General features: G+C 63.9%; 21 protein-coding genes. 2 read left to right on the top strand and 19 right to left on the bottom strand.

Going from position 1 to position 20,145, the window contains the following annotated elements; genetic code table 11:
- Positions 1–73: 73 nt before the first annotated feature.
- The 14 genes from BUS12_RS04515 to BUS12_RS04450 form a co-directional block, all read right to left on the bottom strand.
- Positions 74–376: a type II toxin-antitoxin system Phd/YefM family antitoxin gene (locus tag BUS12_RS04515; protein WP_074294434.1), complete on the bottom strand. Its 303-nt coding sequence runs from the start codon at positions 374–376 to the stop codon at positions 74–76.
- Positions 377–682: 306 nt separating this feature from the next.
- Complete coding sequence (locus tag BUS12_RS04510) at positions 683–1,786, bottom strand: iron-containing redox enzyme family protein (RefSeq protein WP_074294433.1); 1,104 nt, start codon at positions 1,784–1,786, stop codon at positions 683–685.
- A 234-nt stretch (positions 1,787–2,020) separates the two neighbouring features.
- Positions 2,021–3,448 (bottom strand): Do family serine endopeptidase, encoded by a 1,428-nt coding sequence (locus BUS12_RS04505; protein WP_074294432.1) that lies wholly within the window; start codon positions 3,446–3,448, stop codon positions 2,021–2,023.
- Between the two features lie 98 nt (positions 3,449–3,546).
- Positions 3,547–3,972: a hypothetical protein gene (locus BUS12_RS04500; protein WP_253190004.1), complete on the bottom strand. Its 426-nt coding sequence runs from the start codon at positions 3,970–3,972 to the stop codon at positions 3,547–3,549.
- Positions 3,962–4,735 (bottom strand): hypothetical protein, encoded by a 774-nt coding sequence (locus BUS12_RS04495; RefSeq protein ID WP_143788256.1) that lies wholly within the window; start codon positions 4,733–4,735, stop codon positions 3,962–3,964. Before BUS12_RS04495 ends, BUS12_RS04500 begins: the two co-directional genes overlap by 11 nt.
- Positions 4,736–4,760: 25 nt before the next feature.
- Entirely contained in the window at positions 4,761–5,666 is a 906-nt protein-coding gene (locus BUS12_RS04490) for a peptidylprolyl isomerase (RefSeq protein ID WP_074294430.1), read from the bottom strand.
- Between the two features lie 65 nt (positions 5,667–5,731).
- Positions 5,732–6,184, bottom strand: a complete 453-nt coding sequence (locus BUS12_RS04485) for a hypothetical protein (protein ID WP_074294429.1) — start codon at positions 6,182–6,184, stop codon at positions 5,732–5,734.
- Positions 6,181–6,747 carry a YbjN domain-containing protein gene (locus BUS12_RS04480; protein WP_074297083.1) on the bottom strand — a complete coding sequence of 189 codons (567 nt, stop codon included), beginning with the start codon at positions 6,745–6,747 and terminating at the stop codon, positions 6,181–6,183. Before BUS12_RS04480 ends, BUS12_RS04485 begins: the two co-directional genes overlap by 4 nt.
- Positions 6,748–6,847: 100 nt before the next feature.
- On the bottom strand, positions 6,848–7,525 hold the full coding sequence (locus tag BUS12_RS04475; protein WP_074294428.1) for an HlyD family secretion protein: 678 nt from the start codon (positions 7,523–7,525) through the stop codon (positions 6,848–6,850).
- An 8-nt stretch (positions 7,526–7,533) separates the two neighbouring features.
- The gene (locus BUS12_RS04470; RefSeq protein ID WP_143788255.1) at positions 7,534–9,348 is read right to left on the bottom strand and encodes a putative porin; all 1,815 of its coding nucleotides are present in this window, start codon (positions 9,346–9,348) and stop codon (positions 7,534–7,536) included.
- A gap of 107 nt (positions 9,349–9,455) precedes the next feature.
- A complete protein-coding gene (locus tag BUS12_RS04465) occupies positions 9,456–10,172 on the bottom strand; it encodes an energy transducer TonB family protein (protein ID WP_074294426.1) in 717 nt (238 codons plus the stop codon).
- A 9-nt stretch (positions 10,173–10,181) separates the two neighbouring features.
- Positions 10,182–10,592 carry an ExbD/TolR family protein gene (locus BUS12_RS04460; protein ID WP_074294425.1) on the bottom strand — a complete coding sequence of 137 codons (411 nt, stop codon included), beginning with the start codon at positions 10,590–10,592 and terminating at the stop codon, positions 10,182–10,184.
- A gap of 18 nt (positions 10,593–10,610) precedes the next feature.
- Positions 10,611–12,407, bottom strand: coding sequence for a DUF2341 domain-containing protein (locus BUS12_RS04455; RefSeq protein ID WP_074294424.1), 1,797 nt, complete (start codon positions 12,405–12,407; stop codon positions 10,611–10,613).
- A 66-nt stretch (positions 12,408–12,473) separates the two neighbouring features.
- Positions 12,474–14,141 carry a ShlB/FhaC/HecB family hemolysin secretion/activation protein gene (locus tag BUS12_RS04450; protein ID WP_074294423.1) on the bottom strand — a complete coding sequence of 556 codons (1,668 nt, stop codon included), beginning with the start codon at positions 14,139–14,141 and terminating at the stop codon, positions 12,474–12,476.
- A gap of 427 nt (positions 14,142–14,568) precedes the next feature.
- Between BUS12_RS04450 and gspK the strand changes: the two genes are divergently transcribed.
- Positions 14,569–15,585, top strand: coding sequence for a type II secretion system minor pseudopilin GspK (gene gspK, locus BUS12_RS04445; protein WP_074294422.1), 1,017 nt, complete (start codon positions 14,569–14,571; stop codon positions 15,583–15,585).
- A 79-nt stretch (positions 15,586–15,664) separates the two neighbouring features.
- Here the strand turns inward: gspK and BUS12_RS37755 are convergent, their stop codons facing one another.
- From BUS12_RS37755 to gspG, 5 genes are all read right to left on the bottom strand, one after another.
- Positions 15,665–15,841 carry a type II toxin-antitoxin system prevent-host-death family antitoxin gene (locus BUS12_RS37755; RefSeq protein ID WP_253190003.1) on the bottom strand — a complete coding sequence of 59 codons (177 nt, stop codon included), beginning with the start codon at positions 15,839–15,841 and terminating at the stop codon, positions 15,665–15,667.
- Positions 15,842–16,677: 836 nt separating this feature from the next.
- Positions 16,678–17,190, bottom strand: a complete 513-nt coding sequence (gspM, locus tag BUS12_RS04435) for a type II secretion system protein GspM (protein ID WP_074294421.1) — start codon at positions 17,188–17,190, stop codon at positions 16,678–16,680.
- The gene (gene gspL, locus BUS12_RS04430) at positions 17,154–18,584 is read right to left on the bottom strand and encodes a type II secretion system protein GspL (protein WP_074294420.1); all 1,431 of its coding nucleotides are present in this window, start codon (positions 18,582–18,584) and stop codon (positions 17,154–17,156) included. Before gspL ends, gspM begins: the two co-directional genes overlap by 37 nt.
- Positions 18,581–19,129, bottom strand: coding sequence for a prepilin-type N-terminal cleavage/methylation domain-containing protein (locus tag BUS12_RS04425; RefSeq protein WP_074294419.1), 549 nt, complete (start codon positions 19,127–19,129; stop codon positions 18,581–18,583). Before BUS12_RS04425 ends, gspL begins: the two co-directional genes overlap by 4 nt.
- Positions 19,104–19,565 carry a type II secretion system major pseudopilin GspG gene (gspG, locus tag BUS12_RS04420; RefSeq protein ID WP_074294418.1) on the bottom strand — a complete coding sequence of 154 codons (462 nt, stop codon included), beginning with the start codon at positions 19,563–19,565 and terminating at the stop codon, positions 19,104–19,106. The genes BUS12_RS04425 and gspG overlap by 26 nt, the downstream gene beginning before the upstream one ends.
- A gap of 145 nt (positions 19,566–19,710) precedes the next feature.
- Between gspG and BUS12_RS04415 the strand changes: the two genes are divergently transcribed.
- Positions 19,711–20,145, top strand: a complete 435-nt coding sequence (locus tag BUS12_RS04415; RefSeq protein WP_074294417.1) for a hypothetical protein — start codon at positions 19,711–19,713, stop codon at positions 20,143–20,145.

The following is a 20,145-nucleotide window of genomic DNA, read 5'->3' as shown; positions in this document are numbered from 1 at the left end:
TACCCGAATCCAACGCGTCACTGCCCCGTCCCGCCGGCCGGTGCGCATCCGGCCACGGCGCTTGTCTGCCAGGCTATTTGCCGCTCGAGGTACCCACGACCAGCGCGGGCAGCGCCGACGAAAAATGCATGGGCGTAGCCAGCGCGACGCTGCGAATCTGCATGTCGATCTGCGCCACGCTGGTGTTCAACTCAACGTCTTTCAACCGGCTCATCAACTCGGCCCATTGTTCGATAGACACGAGACAGGCAATGGGTCGCTGATGCCGCATCACGATCAACGGCTGCTCGCCTGCATCGCGTAATGCCTTCGACGGATTCTTGCTCAGGTCGCGCGTCGTGATTGAACGCGCGCTATGTGTCGCCGACGTTTCCATTCAGGTCCCCTGCAAAGACAACCTACGGTTAACCGCCGTCAAGGTGTGAGCTCGCCTGCACTTACCGCATGCAAAACGAACGCAAACATGAAGTAATGTTCAGTAAGGTGCTACAAGACCGACACAGTCTATACAGACCGGTCTATTTAGGCGATAGGTCAGACAACAAAATTCGTTGAATTATTTTTGACATTACCTTACTGAAACATTACGCAGGACTGCAGAGCGCGAGAATGAAAAAAAGCCCACCGGGCGGGCGCGGGAAGCGCCGACCTGGTGGGCGAGCGGGAAGCGGTTGAGGTGCGGTCAGGCGAGTCTAAGCAAGCTCTCGTGCAGGTCGTCGTAGTACTGGGCGCAGGTATTCAAACGCCATTGGGCGCCCACGTAGACGTCGTTCATGCGATGCGGAAATTTACCGGCCAGCGGGACGATCACGTTCGACAGCCAACCTTCGGCATGCACCACATCGATGCTGACGTGTTCGTCGTAGTAGTCCAGCTCGCCGGCGCCACCGAGGCCAAGGCGCCGGCAACCGCGCGTGAGCTTTTCATACTGGGACGGGTCCAGCAGTTCCGTCACCGCCATGACGCCGAGCGACTTGAAGCCCTGGCTGCGGTTCAGGCCGGTCATCATGAACAGGTTATAGCCGGCAAGCCCCTGCCAGTTGAGCAAGGACGCGTGATCGTCCTCGGCCGGCGCAATGCCGGTGGTGAGCAGCAGGTTGCGGAATAGCGTCACGTGACTGCGCACCGGATCGCCCTTGCCGGCTTCGTCCCAGAAGTTCTGCGAAAGCTCGCCGCGCACGGCCGGGTCGGAGCCCAGCAAGGCAAGCACGATCAGATCGAAAAAGCGGATGTTGAGCGCACTATCGCTGCGGAAGAATTCCGTGAGTTGCGTCTGGGTGGCCTGCGTCTCAAGAAAATCGAACAGCGGATGCTTCGAAGCGCGATGCCGCGCCGACGTCGAACAAATCGCCTCGATCAGTTCCTGCGGAGTGCGCAGTTCGACCGGTGCGATCTCGCCCAATGCCGCCGAGCCGAGCCAGCGGCGTTCGATGCTGCCGCGCAGACGGGTCAGATAGGGATTGAACTGGTTGTGCGTGCGCATGCTCGCGGCCGGCGCAACGTGCAGGTCATATAGTGCGAACAGAATGGCATGCACGTCCGCAAGGGCGCGTTCGTCATGCTGTTCGAAGGCGGCGTCCACGGTCCGGTCGACCTGCTTCGACAGCGCGTCGAATTCCCCCGGGTATTCGTCGAAGTACATTTCGAGCGTGGGGTCTTCGACAATCGTCCGGATCGCCGCGGCGACATTGGTCCATGTGGAAGAGTTTGCCGCGAGCGGCGGTAATACGATCTCGCGCCCGGGCGATTGACTCGCGTGTTCGGACGAGCTTGGCATGCTAAACATGGGCATCCTCGACGTGGATGTTTGTTATGCATCCGCATGCGGGTCACGGATGGCCCGACACAACAAAAGGCCGCTGCAGGCGCGAGCGTCGGTGCTTGCGAATTGTGTGGTCGGGGCGTTTCAGCCGCATGTCGAAAGGTACTGACAATTTCAACCAGGTGCGTCGTGGCGCGCACAAGTCACGGGCTTCGCGTTTCGCTGCGCGCCGCTAACGGTTCCACGCGACCGCGGTGACTAGCCGAGGTCGATAGGCACGTACTGGCGGCTCGTGCCGCGCTGGATCAGCAGCGCCGCATTCCCACGCGCGAGCCTGAGCGCCTCGGCAAGCTGATCGATCGTCGCGACCGGCGTTTCGTTGACCGACAGGACGATATCGCCCGGCTTGAGTCCGACGCTCGCCGCGCGGCCCGTCACCTGCTGCACCAGCAGACCGTGATCGACGCCGACCTTTTGCTGCTCCTGCGGCGTCAGCGGCCGCACCGTCACGCCAAGCCGCGAAGGCGTCTGCGTCGCAGCGGGTGCGGCGCCGTTCGCATCCATCGCGCCCACTGTGACCGTCATATGCGTCGCGGTGTTCGAACGCCAGACCAGCAGATCGACCTGACCGCCCGGCCGGACCCTGGCGACGGCCGTCAGCAGATCGGCCGAGTCGCTGACCGGTGTGGCGTTGACTGCCAGTACGACGTCGCCCGGTTGCAAGCCGGCCTGCGCGGCCGGCCCTCCCGGCTCCACGGTGCTGATCAGCGCCCCGTCCGGCTTTGCCAGCCCAAACGAGCGCGCGAGCGACTGGCTGACTTCCTGCACCACCACACCCAGCCGTCCGCGGCTCACCTGACCGGTCTTCTGCAACTGGTCCTTCACGTCGAGCGCCACGTCGATCGGAATCGCAAACGACAAACCCTGGTAGCCACCCGTTTTCGTGTAGATCATCGAATTGATCGCAATCACACGGCCATCGAGGTCGAACAGCGGGCCGCCGGAATTGCCGGGGTTGATCGGAACGTCGGTCTGGATGAACGGGATATATGCCTCGCCGGGCAGCGAACGGGACTTGGCGCTGACGATGCCGGCCGTCACGGTATTGGCAAATCCATAAGGAGAACCAATCGCCATCACCCAGTCGCCCACCTCGGTGCGGTTCGGATTGCCGGTCACGACCGCCGGCAGATCTTTGGCGTCCACCTTGACGAGCGCGACATCGGAGAGCGCGTCGCTGCCGATCACCTTGCCCTTGAACTCGCGCTTGTCGGTGAGCTTCACGTCGACTTCGGTCGCATCGCCCACCACGTGACGGTTGGTCAGGATGTAGCCGTCGCTGCTCACGATAAAGCCCGACCCCAGGCTCATTTCTTCGCGATTGCCGATTACGCGCCGCGCCAGAAACGGCGCAAGCGGGTTACCCGGTTCGATGCCGGGCGGCAACTGCACGCCCATCTGCGTCACCTCGCGCGTCACGCTAATGTTGACCACAGCCGGGCCGTAGCGTTTGACGAGGCTCGAGAAGTTCGGCAGCGCGGCCTGCGCGAGCGGCGCCGGCGCCGACTCCTGGGCCTGCGCGCCGGGCGGCAGTGCCGCGCCGCCTGCGATCGCCGCGGCCCACGTCGTCGCCAGCGCGAGCGTGACCCAGCGGGGCTTGCGAATAGATTGCGACCTGTCGTTCATAGCGTTGTCCCACGTCCTTGCGAATGACGCATCTGCGCAGCGTGTACGTCCCGCATGCCCGCCGCGTGATCCGATCCCGCCGCGTTTGTCGCGCGTGCTCATCGGGGCAGCGGCACGGCTTGAGGCGGTTGCGGACGCTGCGGCGTCACCGACTTGCCCCAGTTCGAACCGAAGCGGATGCTTTCGGCGGAGTAGTTGAAGGTGCCCGTGCGATTGGAGGGCCCGGTGGCAAGCGCTTGCGCGGGATTGGCCGCGGACGCGCCGCCTGCCACGCTGGCCGGTGCAAGCTGCTGGCTGAGGCAGTCGTATGAAAGCGCGCGCACGCCGTCCACTTCGGCGTCCACACAAACCCGCTTCGACGGCGCCGCTGTTGCTGCGCCTTCCGGTGGACCTACCACCCGTTGCGCCGACGCAGGAAGCGCCGCGCCGATCCAAACCGCGACGACCAAGGTCCACGCGCGCATGCGCCGGGCACCCGGTCCAGCCGTCTGCCGAACGGCTATCTCTTCGCGCTCATTGATCATCGCCGTCTTCCCGATGCGCAAACCGCTTTGCGGCATTGCGCTGCATGAAGCGATCGAAGGCCCGCATTTCAGCCCGGCTGATCGCCACACGGCCGATATCCTGCGCCCGCTCGACCCGCACCACCCGCTCCCAGTGCAGAAGCTCCGCGGCCGTCGGAAACGGCGTATGAAGCGGGTCCCGATACATCAGCCGGAACAACTGCGCGGCCGGCGCGCCGGCACGCCACAGATCGCCGACGTCGCGCACCCGTCCGTCGAACCAGAAGCGCACCCACGTCATCTCTTCCTCGCCGCTGCGCACGGCGATAAAGCCGGCGAGCACCAGCAGGACATAGGGCACGTCCTTCAACTCCAGCGGCGCATAGGACCACAGGTTCAAGACGTCGGCGTATTCGATCAATTCGGTGAAGCGCTCGAGACTCAAAACCGGCACCATGCCGCGTGCAATCCGGAAGTGCCGCTTCCAGTTGAACAGAAAGCGGGCACGCTGCTCCTGCGCCACCAGCGGTCGCGACAAGGTGCTGACGACGAGGCCGTCAGGCTGATAGTTCGAGGTCGCCAGCGGACAGCGGGCGGAGTCCGAGTCGGACAGGTGCCTGAAATAGGCGAACCCGCGCCGTTGGCGATGCGTCTGCACCAGCACCCCGAGGCACAGCGGACATCGCAGCGTCACCTGGACGCCTTGCACGCCGGCGCCCGCCTGGTCGCGCAGCGCGTACTCGTCGACATAGCGCTCGTCGAGCGGGTGCAGGCCTTTGTCCAAGATCACCACGCGTTTGTCGCAGCGCTCACTGCGCCGCGCTCAGCGCCTTTTTCAGGGCGCCTTCGTTGATCGCCACCGTGCCTGGCCCCACCGCCTTCGCCAGATAAGCCTGGGCGGTTTGTGCCTCGCGCTGCTGACGCAAGGTCGCACGGATCTGCTCTTTCACGTCGGCGAACGGACGCACGCTCGCCGGGCGCGATTCGATCAGCTTGACGATATGGAAACCGGCGGCGGTCTCGATCGGCTGCGAGACGTCGCCCGGTTTCATCGCATCCGCGGCCTTGCGGATTTCCGGCAGCAGCGCCTGATCGGGCACGAAACCCATGTCGCCGCCGTTCGCGCCGCTCGCCTTGTCCTGCGAACTGCCCTTGGCGATGGCCGCGAAGTCCGCGCCGCTCGCATGCGCCTGTTTCGCCAGATCGGCCGCCTGCTTGCGAGCCGCGTCGAGCGTCGCCTTGTCCGCGGTCTGCGGAGCGGCAATGAAAATCTGCGCAAAGTGCAGCGCCGCCGGCAAGATGAAGACCGACTTGTTCTGATCGTAGGCCGTCTGCATATCGGAGTCCGAAGGATAATCGGACGGCGGCGCCGAGATCGACGCCAGATAGCTGCGCGCGAGCGCTTCCTGCTGCGCCTGCTCGAGCACGCGCTTCACCTGCGGCTGCTTGTCCCAACCCTTGGCGCGTGCCTCGGTCAGCACAGTCTGCTCGGCGAGCTTGGCGCGCACGAGCCGATCGAGTCTGGCCGGATCTGCGGCGAGGCGCATCCGCGTATTCGCGTCGAGCGACTGCAGCACGCTCGTGATATCCGACTGCGTGACGGACGCCTGACCGGTGCTGGCAATCACGTCGTCCTCTGCGTGCGCCGCAAGCGAGACGCCCATCAGGGGCCCGCATACAAGCAGGCCGCTCACTACCCTGGCAACTGTCTTCATCGAAAACCTCCCACTCCTGCGTTAGCCAATCGACGACCGTGCGCTGTCGCGCAACGCGCCGTCGCCTACAACTGTGCAGCCAGACTCAGGCGCACTACTACCGGTTGCCGCATGCCGGGCGGCGGCGCGCGGCCGACCGACTGCGCGCTCAACACCTGCCGCAGATCCGCCTCGGCCTGCGGATCGCCGAACGGCGCGAATTCCACCTGCGTCACGCGTCCCGTCGCACCGATCCACGTCCGGATGCTCAACACCACCGGCACCCCGGTCGGGCCGGAAGCCGCGTCGGGCTGCATCCGCTGCTCGAGAAACGCGTGAAAACGCTGCGCTGCGGGCGCTTCGCCTTCGAGCGCCGCCTGGAAGTGGGCCGAGATCCGTTGCGCGTACGTCACCCATGCCTGGGGTGCCTGATCGACCGGCACCGTACCGGCTTGCGCCGGCGCGCCGAATCCGAACAAGCCGACCACCGCCGCTGCCAGCGCGCCGATCCAGCTGCCGCTATAGCCGCGCGGCTTCACTGCAGGGTCGCCCCGTGAGCGGCGTCGCCTGCTTCCGCAGCCGGCTGCGCCTCGGCGCGCTTCGCCGCAGGCGCCTGCTGGCTCTGCTGCACTTGCTGCTGGGCCTGCGCGATCGCCGGACGGTTGCGCAGATGCAGCAGAAACTCCTGAATCAGGCGGTCCCACAGTTCGATCGTCGAGCTCAGATAGCGCTCGGTCACACCACCGGCGACGATCACGTCCATCTCCAGCAGCAGGAATTGCGCGGTGGAAGACAACCGCGCGAAACGCTTCGAGCGATTCCAGCTCAACACCAGTTCCGGCGGCAGTTCGCCTTGCACCTGCATCGCACAACTCAGCGTGTAGTCGAGGTAGGCGCCTTGGGTCGCGGCGGCGTTGCCGAAGCGCACCGCAAAGCCCACTCCCTGGCTCGCGCTCATCAACTGAACGATGCCGTTCTGCTCGGCGGGGGTCACGCGGTAACCCGCCGCCTTGAAAAGATCCGCCACCTGTTCGACCGCCACTGCTTCGAGCACCTTTTGTGCGGTGGTGGTTTGTGCGACTTCCGTTTCCTTGCTTGCCATGATCATTTCCCTTGGTTCTGGTGAATGCCAACACGCCCGACAGGTCGTGCGCGCTGCGCATCGAGACGCCCATCCATGAAGCAGCCCGAGCAGCGCTGCCCTACTTCGACGCCGCCGGCGCGGACGCCGGCGCTGCCGCTGCGCGCGGATCGAATTTCCCGGCGTAGAGCTTGTCGCCGAAGTCCTGCCCGATCTCGTCGTACTTCACGCGCGCACTTTGCGCAAACGGCTCGCGCGATTTCAGATATGTGCCGAAACCGACGTGCTCATACGCATCGAGGATCTCGTGGCCCACTTCATAGAGCTGGGCGTTCTTTGCCTCGCAGGTCTGCAGTTGCGCAGATGCCGTCTTGAGCTGGCCTTCCGCCTGGGTACGTTCGGCGTCATGCGAACGCGACTGCGCGACCAGGTCTTCGTACGCCGAACGATATTTCGCCAGTTGCTGGTCGTCCTTCGCGTGACTCGCCTTCTCGGCGGCGAGCGAACGTTGCGCGGCCGCCTGCTCGCCCGAGTTGCCTTTGGCAGCGGCCAGGTCGGCTTGCGCCTGTTTCAGGTCGGCCTGCGCCTTGTCGCGCTGCTGCTCGGCCTGGGCCTTGTCGGCCTGCAACTGCGCCTGCCCGTCCTGCAGATCGCGCAACTGCTGCGTAGTGGTACGAAGTTGCGAGCGCAACCGGTCTTCGATGCTCTGCGCCGAAGCCGGCGCGGCGACGCACAACAGGCCGCCGAGCAAGCCGGCTGCGAGCAGGATGCGGTGACACGCTTGGGTGGACGTTCTCATGGCTCGCCTCAGAAATGGGCGTCAAGTTCGAGCTGCAGCACGTCGATCGACAGCGGCGGCCCGTAGACTTCGCGTGCGCTCAGATAGCGGGCCGACAACCACGCATTGCGTGCGACCGCATACTGCGCGCCGATGATGTAGCCCTTCGCGTTGGTGCCGCCCAGGTTGAAGTCCGGATCGGTGAACGCATCGAGCACTGCGTCCGGTTCCAGATACTTGTACGTCACCGAGAAGTTCCACTGCCCCTTCTCCAGCGTATCCGGCTCGCCGAGCGTCACCTTGAACAGGAAGCCGTTGGCGCCGCTCTTGTAGTCCGCCTGGGTAACTGTGCTGGACGAACTCGCGTTGTTGTAGTTGTTGACCGGCGTCGAGGCCGCGCTGAAGGCGGTGTTCGTGTTGTACGCCAGGTTGCGCACGTACTCGCCGTCGAGCCGCAGCTTGAAGAGGTCCGTCACCTTGGTATCCCACTCGAGCTTGGCGTCGAACAGGCGGTAGTTGTAGGCCAGCCCGAAGAGCTGCGGCTCGGGCGTGTCGCCCGCCGGGAGATTCGGATTCTGCGCAATGTTGCGCAGCGCGATCAGCGTGTTGCCCTTTTGCATGGAAGCGGGCGCATCGTCGTCGGTACTGCAGCTCGTCGCGCCCAGGTACAGCGCGCATGGCGCGGACAACTCGCCCTTCAGATTCATGAAGTCGTAGTAGGCAATCGCGCCTTTGAGCTTGTTCTGCTCGTCGATTTTCCACTCGGCACCCAGTTGCGCGCCCAGCATCCACTTCGTGTTGCTCGAGGACGAATCCGCATTTTCGCCGACGAAGCTGTCCGAGCTGTACTGGATCGGGAATACACCGGCCGTACCGAACAGCGTCACACTGTCGTTACCCGGCAAGAGGTGACGGAAGTTCGTGGCAATGCCGTCGAACTCCAGGTCCCTCGAATACAGCAGATCCGACGAGAAGAACGGATTGTCGAAGCGACCCGCGGTGACGTTTAGCCATCCCAGGGGTTGATATTTGAACCAGGCCTGGTTCAGCCAGATATTCTGTCTGCCGAAGTCGTTACCGAGCAGCGTGGTGGTCGACGCCGGGCCGTCGGTGTCGCCGCTCGCCAGTTGCACGCCTGTGCTCAACTGGTCCGAGATCACGGCGGTCACGCCCAGACGCGCACGGACGCTGGCTTCGTTGCGATCCTGAGTAGTATTCAGTTGCGGCGGGACGCTCGTGTTGGTATTCGGATTGACGTCGTACGGGGTACCCGAGTTGATAGCCGCAAAGTTCGTCAGACCCGTCACGTTGCGCGGCGAGAAGTACTCGCCCTCGTCACGCACACGCACATCGCCGTTGATCGTGATGCGCGAGACCCAATCCGGAAAGGTGTTCGGCTGCGCCCAGTTCTCGGCCTTGGCCTGCGCCACCACTTCCTGCTTCACCTGGTCGCGAATCTGGTCCCGCACCACTTGCGGCACGTACGGCACGGCGACGTCGCCCGGTTGGGTCGGCGCATTCACCACGGCTGCGGCGGCGCGCGGCGCGGAAGCCGAGGCCGCCTTTGCCTGCGCGGCTTCGGCCTGCGCCTGGGCGATCAGGCCGCTCGCGCTTGCCTTCGTCAGCACGCCCTGTTTGACGAGCAGGTTGATCAGGTTGATCACCGTGCTCTCGGTAGGCGGCGCCGTGCCGGCGGCCGCCTGGGTCTCGAGCGATTGCGCATGGGCGCCGCCGGCGAGCGTCATGCCGAGCGCGCCGAGCACCGCGAAGCAGACGCGCGTGCGTCGCAGCCGTCCGCCTTCACCCATCACGCTGCGGCGTCCCCGTGCCGTATCCATAGACATTCCCATTCTCCACTTAACGTGCTGATTTTTTACTGGTGCTGCCCGCTCACGAGTGCGTGAGCGAACCGGTTATTGAATCCGTTGCCGACTCTGTCGAGGCGCTCCGCTTACCCAGGCTTGCGGCCCTGCAACTTGACGAGCTTCGGGTACACCGTTTGCGGCGGCGGTGCTTCATCCACGCGTCCCAGGCTCTCGACCGCCGCGATGACCGCATCGTCGATGCGGGCGTCGCCCGTCGACTGCACGATCGTCACTTTGGTAATGCGGCCCGACGGGTCCATCCACAGATTGAGGCTGCCTGTGAAGCGCGCGCCGCCCGCCTCCTGGACATGCTTGTCCTGCTCGATGGCCCGCTGCAGCGTGTAGCCCAGGTACTGCGCGTAACTCGCGTTGCCGAAGCTGCCCGTACCCGAGCCGCTGCCTGCCATGCCGGTGCCGTCGCCCGCACCGATGTTGAAATTGTCCGTACCCGCCTGGGCCGGGGCGTTCATCGTCATCTGCTTCGGCTGGTTGTCCGAAGGCTTGGGCGCCTCGGCCGGCTTCGGCGCAACCGTCGGCTTGTCCACCGGCGTCTTGACGGTCTCCTGGGTTTTCTCAGGCGGCGGCGTCTGCTTCGGCGGCGGCGGCGGTGGTGGTGGCGGCAACGGAATGACCGTAGTCACTCGCGGCGCTTCGGCACGCTTGACGCCAGCGGTGTCGCTCGCGAAATGCCAGACGAGAGCCGCGACACCGAGCAGCACGAGTACGGCAATCGCAGGCTTCAACCAGCGCCGCCCGCCGCCTTCCGGATCGTCGCCGCGCCCGTTGTCGTAGGTCATTTCCATGGTCGTTCCCTAGCCGCCTTGCGGCGCCTTGCCGGTGACGAGGCCGACCTGCGACAGATCGAGCCGGCGCAACAGATCCAGCACGTCCATGACCTTCTGGTACGCAACGGTCGAATCGCCCTTCAGGACAATCGGAAACTCGGGCGTGAGGGCCTTCTGCGTACGCAGCCGGTCCTCCAGTTCCGCCATCGACACGGGATACGCATCGAGGAAAATCTGCCCCGAGTCGGACACGGTGATCGCCTTCGTCTGCGGTTTGGCGAGGCTCGTCGAGGAACTCGCTTTCGGCAGATCGACCTTGATACCCTGCACCGAGGCGGTGGTCATGATGATGAAAATGATCAGCAGTACATACGCCAGGTCGAGCATCGGCGTGATGTTGATGTCGTCATAGGGCTTGTCGTCGTCCTGAACTTGCATCGCGGTTCTCCCTGTTCGTCAGTTCCCCGCCAGCGAGTGGTCGGGGCTGCTGTGCGCTTCGGCAAGACGCGTCACGAATTCGTCGACGAAGACCTGCATGTTGGCCGTCACATTCTTGTTGCGAATCAGCAGGTAGTTGTAGCCAAACAGCGCCGGGATCGCGACGAACAGACCTGTCACGGTGGCGAGCAGCGCCGCGGCGATACCCGGCGCGATCGCGTTGACGTTCACGTCGCCGGCCGCGGCAATCGCGGCGAAGGTAATCATCACGCCGACCACCGTGCCGAGCAGGCCGAGGAACGGACCGCCGGAGATGGCAATGGTGAGCAGAACCATCGACTTCGAAAGCCGCTGGTTTTCACGCACGAGTGTGGCGTCCATGGTGGCGCGGATCGCTTCGATCGATTCCGCCGTGATCAGCGTGCGGCCGCTGCCGTCCACACGGCTATGGATTTCCGCCACCCCGGCGCGGTAGAGCCGGTAGAGCGACGACTCGCGCAGGCGCCGGCCGTCGTCCGATTTCTCGTCGATGTGCGCGAGACCCACCAGGTGCTTGCCCGCCACTTCACGGAAGCGCCGCACGAAGAAACCATTGGCCTTGTCCACGGTGCCCACGTAGCTGGCCTTGTTCCACATCACGAACCACGAGACGAACGCCATCAGCAGCAGAATGCCGATCACCACCCAGGCATCGACCGTGACCGACTTGACGATCACGCCGAAGTAGCCGAAACCGAAGCCCGACTGCTTTTCGTCGGCGCCGTAGTTGACCAGTTTCGATTCGGCGCCCTGGCTCATGACGTCCACGGCGAACAGCGTCGGCGAGCGGGCAACCTTCGAGAGACGCAGTTCGTCGATCTCGCCGCTAAAGCCGCTAAAGCCGGCCGGTGCATTATCGACATCGCCGCCGACCGCCGCCGGCGTGTTCAGCGCAGGCAGCGCGGCCGGCACCTGGGCGTACTGCTTGCCGCCTACGTACAGCGTCACATTCTTGCCGTCGGCGCTCACCGCAATCTGCGTCCATTGATTGACGGGGAGCGCGGCGCCGGCTGCGCTCCGCTGCGGCGCACCTGCGTTGTCCACCTCGGCGAACGGCACGCCGTTGTCCAGACCGATCAGCAGGGCATGGGCGCCGTCACGGCGGCTATACAGCAAGCTTTGCGGTGCGAGCGCGTTGGGCTTGACCCACGCGCTGAAGCTGAAGCTGCCGCCTTCGGGTACTGCCAGCGACGGGCTCGCCGCGAGCTTGAGCGGCATCGATCCGTTGAACTGCGCAGCCTTGCCGACGATACCGTCCTCGGCGATACGCAGCGGCGCGTTCTGCGCGTGATTGCCGTACGCGGTGCTGTCCTTCGGCGGCGTGCCGGCCGCGTCGTTGAAGTGATAGACGAGCGTGTAGTCCGGGTCGAAGGTCTCGGCGGGCTTGCTGCCGTCGGGCGCTTTCTTGTTGCCGTAGTACATCCAGATGTTCTGCGTGGCGCCCGCCGGAAACTGCGCCACGTCCACCCAGATCAGCGCCACGCCGAGAACCGGATCGTATTGCTGGATCTGGTAGTTCAACGGGGTCTTGTCGTCCGCTGCAACGAAGCGGATGTCCGCGCCGTTATCCTCGAGTCCGTCGAACTGGAAGTTGCCCGAGTGCAGGCGAATCAACAGCGGCACACGTCCAGCGGATTCCGCGATATTGCCGCCTTTCGGGCTGGTATCGATGGTGATCGCCTTGCGATAGGACCAGTCGTTCTGCCACCAGGCATTGGCCACGCCCGGCAGAAAACCCACCAGGACCGTCAATAACAGGAATAAAGCTCGCTTCACAATCCACTCCCCTGATCAAGCCGGCCACATCAGCACGCGCCGGCGCATCGCCTGTAGAAAAACCGGTTAGAAACTCGCGCGCACGTAGAAGTCGAAGCGCGGGTTATAGGCCCTCGTGAACGTTCCGGCCTTGAGCGGGAACGCCATTTCAAGGTCCGCGCTTGCGTACTTCAGCAACTGGATGCGCGAGCCGAGTCCAACGCTGGCCATGTTGAAACTTGAGATCTGCTCGGGCAGCGGACTCAGCAGCCACAGATGCGCCGCGTCGACGAAGGCGTGAAAACGCCATTCGTTGACGGCGCTGCCCACGTACTTCGCGATCGACGGACTGCTCAGTTCGAGCGAGCCGATCACGCCGCTGTCGGCGGTGTCCTCGGCTTCCAGATAGCCGCGCACGGTATTGATGCCGCCCGCCGAAAACTGTTCGCTCGACACCAGCGGCGAGTTCGCGAATTGCGCGCTCACGTGGCCATGGAGCTGAACGTCGTCCGGCAGGTCCTGGGTGTGGTTGACGTCGAACTTGCCGTAGATGAAGTCGGCCGTTGCGTTGTAGCGCTTGTTGTCGAACGCATCGGCGTCGCTGCCCACGCCACGGATATCGGTCGTGATCGACGCGGAGAATGTGGTCTGCGAATTCTTGCGGTTCAACTGCCCCGTGTACCCGAGAGTCACTGGCACATAGGTCAACGGCGCCGTAGAGGTCGTGCCCGCGATCGTGTCGTTTTCGTCGAAATGCTTGTGGTCGAGTTCGACGCTCACCGACTGCGTGTAGGTATCGGTGGAGGGCAACGCGTACATTGCCGTGAACCCGAACGAGGTGCCCTTGCCCAGCACGTTCGTACCGCCCAGAGACGCCACGTCGCTGTTGGAGTGGAACACCGTCCCGAGGAAACTCCAGTGAGTGCCCTGCAACGGCGCCAGGTAGGAGAACGAATACACCTCGGCATCGCGCGGATGCTGCGGCGCCAGCAGGAAGCTGCCCGACACCACATGCCCGAGCTGCCAGAGGTTCGAGTAGCTGAGGGACGCGACCGTGCGCAGCACCGAGGTATCCGGGCTCTGGTCGTTGTTGAGTTCGAGGCTGCCGTGCGCCGGATTCTGGTCGTCCACCTTCAGATCCACGTCCACCGTTTGCGGCAAGCTGCCCGGCTTCAGCACGGGGACCACCTGGTGGTCGGGCGATTTGTTCAGGTCGGTGAGCTGCTGCTGGGCGTCGGTGAAGTCGGGCACCTTGCCTTCCGCCAGCGCCGGGACGGCATCGCGAATCGCTTGCGGCGAGGTGTATTGCGCGCCTTCCACGCGCACTCTGCCGACCTTCGCTTCCACCACCTGCAGCACGATCACGCCGTCCTTGACCTGCTGTCGCGGCAATTCAACCACCACTGATTGATAACCGCGGTCCTGGTACACCTTCTGCAGCGCGTCACGCGCGGCGTTGACATCGTCGAGCGTGCGGTCCGGCCCTTCGAACGGGTAAACCGCCTTTTCGATGTCGAGGCTCGGCAACGTCGAGTTGCCGCGCACGATGTATTCGTTCACGTCGAAGCGTCCCAGCTGGTTTCCCGCACCCGACGCCGTGCCAGACGTGCCCGTGGAAGCAGGCGTAGCAGCCGGCGCCGGTGCAGCATTCGACTGCGCATGCGCCGTACCGGCCAGCGTCACGCTTCCCGCTAGAACCACCCCGGCCAGACAGCGCCGGCGATTCGATGCTTCCCCGTACATCTTCGGCGTCATTGCCGCCACTCCTTCATTTGCGCGATGATCCGGCTCGTCGTGCAGCGACCGGTGAATTGTCAAGACGTGGACAATACAAACGTCAGAAGTCCCGTTCATGACCAATGCTACGTACAACGAACGAGTTAAACGACTTCGCCCCACTGTCTGACGAGGGAATCCTGCTGTTGCGGAAACCGGATTGACGGGTGACCCGCATCAAACTGCATGGCAGGACACCGCATGGCACCGAAGGACAGTCGGTTGGCGCGGAGATGCATCAAACCCTGGCGGCATGATAGCCAGCATGCGTGTCAATTTTTTTCACGATGTTGCGTACTATTTGTACGCAACACCTGTCACGACAGCGCACACGTTGCGGACTACGATCTTTGCACCCGACGACTGGACGACCCGGTTCGCAGCGGCCAGAACCGATGGAGAGTCAATGTGCAACACGAGCCGTAAGCCGGTCTCGCGACAGTTCAGCGCTGCGCGGCCGAGGACGCCGCAACGCGGTATCGCTATCGTCACGGTGCTGCTGGTGGTGGCGCTGGCCGCCACGCTGGCGGCCAGCGTGGTGTGGCGCGAACTGGTGGCGGTGCGCGATGTGGAGAACCAGCGCCTGAATGTTCAAACCATGTGGGTGGAACGCGCGGCCGTCGAATGGGCGCGTGCGACGCTGCGCGCGCAAAGCTCGACGTCCAACGTGGTCTATGTGGGCCAGGCGTGGTCGGCGCCGGTGCAGGACGTGCAGCTCGCGGATTTTTTGCCGCGCGACACCGTCGCACTCAATGGCGAACTGGCACACGCCTACATCTCAGGAGAGGTCGAAGACGCGCAGGCGAAATTCAACCTGACGGATCTGGTCTCGCGCGCGGGACCCAACGCGCCCTGGCAGATAGATAGCGCAGGGATCGAAGCCTACCGGCGCCTGCTTGGCGCGCTTGCGCTCAATCCGACGCTTGCGGAGGCGACCGCGAGCTACATGTTGCGCTCGCTCGGCAACGGCAATGGCGCCGGCGACGGCTGGCCCATGCAACTGGTCTCGCCTCAGGATCTCGCGCGCGTGCCGGGCTACGATGCCGCGACAGTGAAAGCGCTGACGGGTTATGTCACGGTGCTTCCCGAATACACCAACGTCAACGCCAATACCGCCAGCGAGCCGGCGCTGCAAGCGGCCATTCCGACGCTTTCGGCAAGCCAGGCCCATATGCTGGTGGAACGACGCCAGACGGCATACTTCGTGAGCGCGAGCGATATTGCGCTCCTGCTGTCCGCGGTACTGACCAATGGCGCGCTACCGAGCGGCACCCTCGTCAGCACCAATAGCGGCTACTTCCTCGTGCACTGCCGGATCCATTCCGCCAAGGTCAATCTGCGCATGGATACGCTCATCGCGCGCTATGGCATTGGCGATTTCAGTTGGACTGCCGTGGTGTGGGCACATCGTGTTGCCGGCTGAGTCCTGCATGCCGGCCGGAATGGCGATTGGGTTCGCGGCCGGGTTCGCCGCGCGGTTCGCTTTTGGGTTCGCCGCTTTATTAGCGGCTCATCTGCTCCAGCAGGTCGCAGTTGTGAACCTTGGCCAGCAGATCGTTCCACGACTCGATGGACAGCACGCAGGCAATCGGGTGACCGTACTTCGTCACCAGTACCGGCTGCGCGTCGGCCTCCCGCAAAGCCTTCGACGGATTCTTGCTGAATTCGCGCGTGGCCATTTCAATGGCTCCCTGACCCAGTATTTGTCTCACTTGTATTCCCCATAGCCTGACAGGATGTCGCGCATAAGCAAGGCCCTCGAAAATCATACCCTGTGCGGACTGCGATATCTGCGCGATCAAATAAATCTGCTTCGCCGCTTTAATTCACCGGAATCGCCAGTCTATATAGAAGCTCCTGAATTAACAAGGCTGCCCATCAAACAAAGTTTCTCCATGCGAGAAAACCATCTGAGATCCCAGATAGTTACTCTTACAAAGAAGTAATATTATGGTTTCACGACAAAATATCCGTAACATTTCCATTGCCCCGGGAAGGCCGCCGCACAAGGCGGAATCGTCAAATCCCCAGATCCGGCGGCCATGCGGGAAAGGTACGTACTTTTTGGCACAAAACGGTCACAATCCGCGCCGCTTATGTATTGGTTTGAAATTAATAGTAAGCACAGCGCAGACATAATCGGGATCCACGATGCCGGATCAGGATTATTAAAACGGAGCAGGATACGGATTCCCCCAATAGAATTATTGAACGCATAAAATATCCACATTTAATGATCCGTATTAATAATGATTTTCCTCAATTACCGGCCAGCGAGCTTGAAATCCGACGCATCGCAACCGCCAGCGCACTTCGGCGACGGATACGCAGCACGTCGATTCGAAATGGCCATGCGACCTGACAAGCGACACTTAACTCCCCTGCCGAAGAACCCATCTCACCCCGGCGTGCACCGGAAAAATGGATCATCCGTTCATTATTCCAATGGCCGCGCGTTTAATCTCCGACCTGGAGGATTCGTCCTCCTCCCGTGCATTCGTCAGATTAAAAATCGTCACTGCTCCGCAGCCGGCTGCACCGTCACGGAAACATTGGCATGACCCGGCTGCGCCTCGCCGGTTGCATGCGCGCTCACCACGCGCACGTGATCCGAACGCCGCACCTCGTCGAGCCACCCCATCCACACGCCGAACGGCACGTTCTTCACTTCCACCTGCACACCCTTGCCCAGCACCGTGATCTGCGGTGCGGGGATGCCCGCCTGCGACAGCGAGGTAGTCAACGCGTCGCGCAATGCGAGGCCCTGTGGCGCGCGGATCGCGGCAGCGCCTTTGAGACTGCGCACCTCGTCGAGTTGCGTCTGCATCTGCGCCACTTCGTCCTGAAGCAGCGGCAAGCTCGCCCTGATGCGGCTGCAACCATCCCAGGCCGGCGCCCACAACAGGCTATACAGCAGCACCACGGCGAGGAGCGCGCCACCCGCTACCAGCAGCCGCTTTTCTCGCGGCTCGCGAGCCTCGAACCACTCCGTCAGCGCGGCCTTGATGGCGCGGATCTGAGCTTCCATTTGCCGTCTTCCTCCTCTACGGACAGGCCGTTGGTCGCGAGACGGCCTTTGAAGCCGCCCTCGTCGATTTCGGTGCCGGGTTTGAAGCTCACCTCTAATGAGCCGCCGTTGTAATCGATCTCAGCGATAGCAAGCGACGGAATCGGACCGAGCGCATGCGCCAGCGACGCCGCCAGCGCCAGAAAATCGTCCGCACGCAGTTGCCCTGCCGTGCCGCGCAGACGGGCCAGGTCGAGCGTCATCTGCTCGTGCGGACCGAGGACCATCGCCGTGCCCGGAAACGCCGTCTGCACCATTTGCGTCATCTGGGTTTCCAGCGCGTCGCGGCGATGCCGCAACTGCCACCACTGCACGTTCAGGGCAACGATCGACACCACAACCGAAGCCGCCAGCAAACCAAGCGACACGCGCCATGGCTTGAGTCCGGCCGCTGCGGCATGATTACCGCCCGGATTGGCCAGTTCGAACTGGCAGAGGTTGAAGCGGCAAGCGAGCGCAGCGCACGCGACGCGCGCCAGCGGCAAGGTCCGTTGCCCGGCTAACGTGGCGGGTACGACCGCGTGCGACGGTTCGCCATCCTCGTCGAGCGTCAGCGCGTAGACCTCAAGCGGTTGGCGCTGCGCCAACTCCGCAAGCGTGGTGTCCAGTTGTGCAGCCTTCACGCTCATGCCAAGGCCGAGCGAATCTTGCCTGAGCGCGAGTTCCACCCACTCGGAGCGGTCTTCTTCCGCTTCCGCTTCCGCGAATGCACCGTCAACCGACTGACCGGACTGGCGTCGCACGATCAGCACGCTGGCGGCTGCTGGAACGGTGTCGTCGGCAACTGCGTCTGCAATCGAAGGAACGGGCGCCTCAGCATCTGAAGCCACGTCCTCCGGTTCAGCGAGCGGCGTCACCTCCGGCAACGGAATGCATCGGATCAGCGGCACCGCTCGCACGCGCCGATGCCCGGCCGCGGCGAAGCGCTCGAGTACCGACGTGAACCACTCCCGGTCGATCACCGCCAGACAGCGCAGATCGGCCTCCGGCGTCGGCAAGACCGGATCGACTGCCACGTGGCAACGCTGCGCCTCCTGAATCAGATGCTCCTCGACGATGTTCGGCAGTACCCGCCGCAGCCGCGGCCCGGTCACCGGCGGGACCTTCGTGTGCAGCATCAGCGTATCGCGCGCCGCGAAGATCAACACCGTCTCCCCGGCCTGCGGCAATGCGTCGAACGGAGCATGTCCCGCGCGCAGCATCTCGCTCTTGCGCCCGAGCAGCGCAAACGGCATCGGCGTCGCTGGCCAGCCGGCCGGCGCGATCAGATCGCTCGAAGGCAGCAGCACGATCAGGCTCGCCGCGCGCGCGCCTGACGAAGCGGTTCGAGGCGTCGCCCCCAAGGTTCGCGTCATGGTCTGCGCACCGCAAAACTGCCGATCCCCGTGCCCACCACCTGCAGACGCACGCCATCCGAGTCGAGCGTCACCGTGACGGGCACGTCGATGCTCTCGTCGCCGAAGACGATGCGCGGCGTCGCGTTGCCGCTGCCCGTGAAGCGGATCGACACGTCCGTCATTTCGGTCCCCCAGCGATGCGGCCCGAGCACGTCGTCGGCAATCGGGTGCCACGTGCCATCCTCGGCGCGTTGATCGAAGCGGTAGCCGCCGTTGACGGGCTCCCATGCGATGGATGCGGAGCGCACCTCGGCCTGGTCGTCCGCGGATTCGAGCATCGTCGCGAGACGTTGCGCCTCCTCGGCGAGATCCGTGCGGCGGTTGCGTGTCGGCGCCAGGGCGACGATGGCGATCAGCAAGCCCGCAATCAACAGCACCACGAGCATTTCGATCAGCGTGAAACCGGCTGACGGCCGCCGCCGCGAGACGCGACAGCCTGGGCCCCCACGCGCCCGAAGCGCGTCGTGGCGGCCCACGCTACTCCCACGAGCCGATGTCTGCATCGTTGCCCTCCCCACCCGGCTTGCCGTCCGCGCCGTAGCTGAACACGTCGATCGCGCCGTGCACCCCCGGGTTCAGATACTGATAGGCGTTGCCCCATGGATCGTTGGGCAGGCGTTCGAGGTATCCGCCATCCTTCCAGTTGTTCGGCACCGGATCCGTGGAAGGCTTCTCGACCAGCGCGCGCAGCCCCTGGTCGCCGCTCGGATAGCGGCCGTTGTCGAGCCGATAGAGATTGAGCGCCTGCATGATCGTGCCGATATCCTGCTTCGCTGCGACACGACGCGCCTCGTCGGGCCGGCTCATGATCTTCGGCACGATCAATGCGGCGAGAATGCCCAGAATCGCGATCACCACCATGATCTCGATGAGCGTAAAACCGCGCTGGCGGCGCCGCTTCACACCGTCTTTCCCGGAGTGTTGCAAACGATCAGTCATGCTTATCTTCAGTTCAGTCATCATGGATTCACTTTCCCCGTCCAAAAATGCGAAGTGTCCTCTAGCGCCACGCCCCTCCGTCGACACGCACCGCGTACGACCGGAGAACGCGGCACCCCACTCCTCCTCCAAGCCGAGCCGCACCATGCCCCGCTCTCTCCTGCAACCGCTCACGTCTCCCACTACGCTCGCATCGGGCGCTTCGGCCGTCCTGTTCATCGGCGTCGTCGGCTGGTGGACATGGGCCTTTCACGCGACGCCCGTCGTCCCCCTCTCGCACCCGGCGCCACCGGCCCCGCTCGATGCAGCGGCCGGCGCCACGCTGTTCGGCGCCCAGCCCGATAGCGGCCGCCACGATCAGGTGCAACTGCTCGGCATCCTCGCCTTCGATCCGGGCCATGCCGCTGCGATCGTCAGCGTCGGCGGCGATCCTGCTCGCGTCGTTCCGCTCAAAGGCCGGCTTGACGACTCCACCACGCTGAGCGAAGTCCGTGCGCACTCGATCGTCCTCGATCACGACGGCATTCAGCGCGAAATCACCCTGCCTGCCGCCGCCAATCCGGACGGCTTCGTACGCTGA

Origin of the sequence: Paraburkholderia phenazinium, assembly GCF_900142845.1 — a bacterium.
GTDB classification, from domain to species: domain Bacteria; phylum Pseudomonadota; class Gammaproteobacteria; order Burkholderiales; family Burkholderiaceae; genus Paraburkholderia; species Paraburkholderia phenazinium_A.
Note: the sequence above shows the minus strand (reverse complement) of the source record. Positions and strands in the feature narration are given on the sequence as shown.

Bases quoted from the DNA above. Each gene is read 5' to 3' on its own strand.
- BUS12_RS04515 (WP_074294434.1), bottom strand. From the start codon at position 376: ATGGAAACGTCGGCGACACATAGCGCGCGTTCAATCACGACGCGCGAC.
- BUS12_RS04510 (WP_074294433.1), bottom strand. From the start codon at position 1,786: ATGTTTAGCATGCCAAGCTCGTCCGAACACGCGAGTCAATCGCCCGGG.
- BUS12_RS04505 (WP_074294432.1), bottom strand. From the start codon at position 3,448: ATGAACGACAGGTCGCAATCTATTCGCAAGCCCCGCTGGGTCACGCTC.
- BUS12_RS04500 (WP_253190004.1), bottom strand. From the start codon at position 3,972: ATGATCAATGAGCGCGAAGAGATAGCCGTTCGGCAGACGGCTGGACCG.
- BUS12_RS04490 (WP_074294430.1), bottom strand. From the start codon at position 5,666: ATGAAGACAGTTGCCAGGGTAGTGAGCGGCCTGCTTGTATGCGGGCCC.
- BUS12_RS04480 (WP_074297083.1), bottom strand. From the start codon at position 6,747: ATGGCAAGCAAGGAAACGGAAGTCGCACAAACCACCACCGCACAAAAG.
- BUS12_RS04475 (WP_074294428.1), bottom strand. From the start codon at position 7,525: ATGAGAACGTCCACCCAAGCGTGTCACCGCATCCTGCTCGCAGCCGGC.
- BUS12_RS04470 (WP_143788255.1), bottom strand. From the start codon at position 9,348: ATGTCTATGGATACGGCACGGGGACGCCGCAGCGTGATGGGTGAAGGC.
- BUS12_RS04465 (WP_074294426.1), bottom strand. From the start codon at position 10,172: ATGGAAATGACCTACGACAACGGGCGCGGCGACGATCCGGAAGGCGGC.
- BUS12_RS04460 (WP_074294425.1), bottom strand. From the start codon at position 10,592: ATGCAAGTTCAGGACGACGACAAGCCCTATGACGACATCAACATCACG.
- BUS12_RS04450 (WP_074294423.1), bottom strand. From the start codon at position 14,141: ATGACGCCGAAGATGTACGGGGAAGCATCGAATCGCCGGCGCTGTCTG.
- gspK (WP_074294422.1), top strand. From the start codon at position 14,569: ATGTGCAACACGAGCCGTAAGCCGGTCTCGCGACAGTTCAGCGCTGCG.
- BUS12_RS37755 (WP_253190003.1), bottom strand. From the start codon at position 15,841: ATGGCCACGCGCGAATTCAGCAAGAATCCGTCGAAGGCTTTGCGGGAG.
- gspM (WP_074294421.1), bottom strand. From the start codon at position 17,190: ATGGAAGCTCAGATCCGCGCCATCAAGGCCGCGCTGACGGAGTGGTTC.
- gspL (WP_074294420.1), bottom strand. From the start codon at position 18,584: ATGACGCGAACCTTGGGGGCGACGCCTCGAACCGCTTCGTCAGGCGCG.
- BUS12_RS04425 (WP_074294419.1), bottom strand. From the start codon at position 19,129: ATGCAGACATCGGCTCGTGGGAGTAGCGTGGGCCGCCACGACGCGCTT.
- gspG (WP_074294418.1), bottom strand. From the start codon at position 19,565: ATGACTGATCGTTTGCAACACTCCGGGAAAGACGGTGTGAAGCGGCGC.
- BUS12_RS04415 (WP_074294417.1), top strand. From the start codon at position 19,711: ATGCCCCGCTCTCTCCTGCAACCGCTCACGTCTCCCACTACGCTCGCA.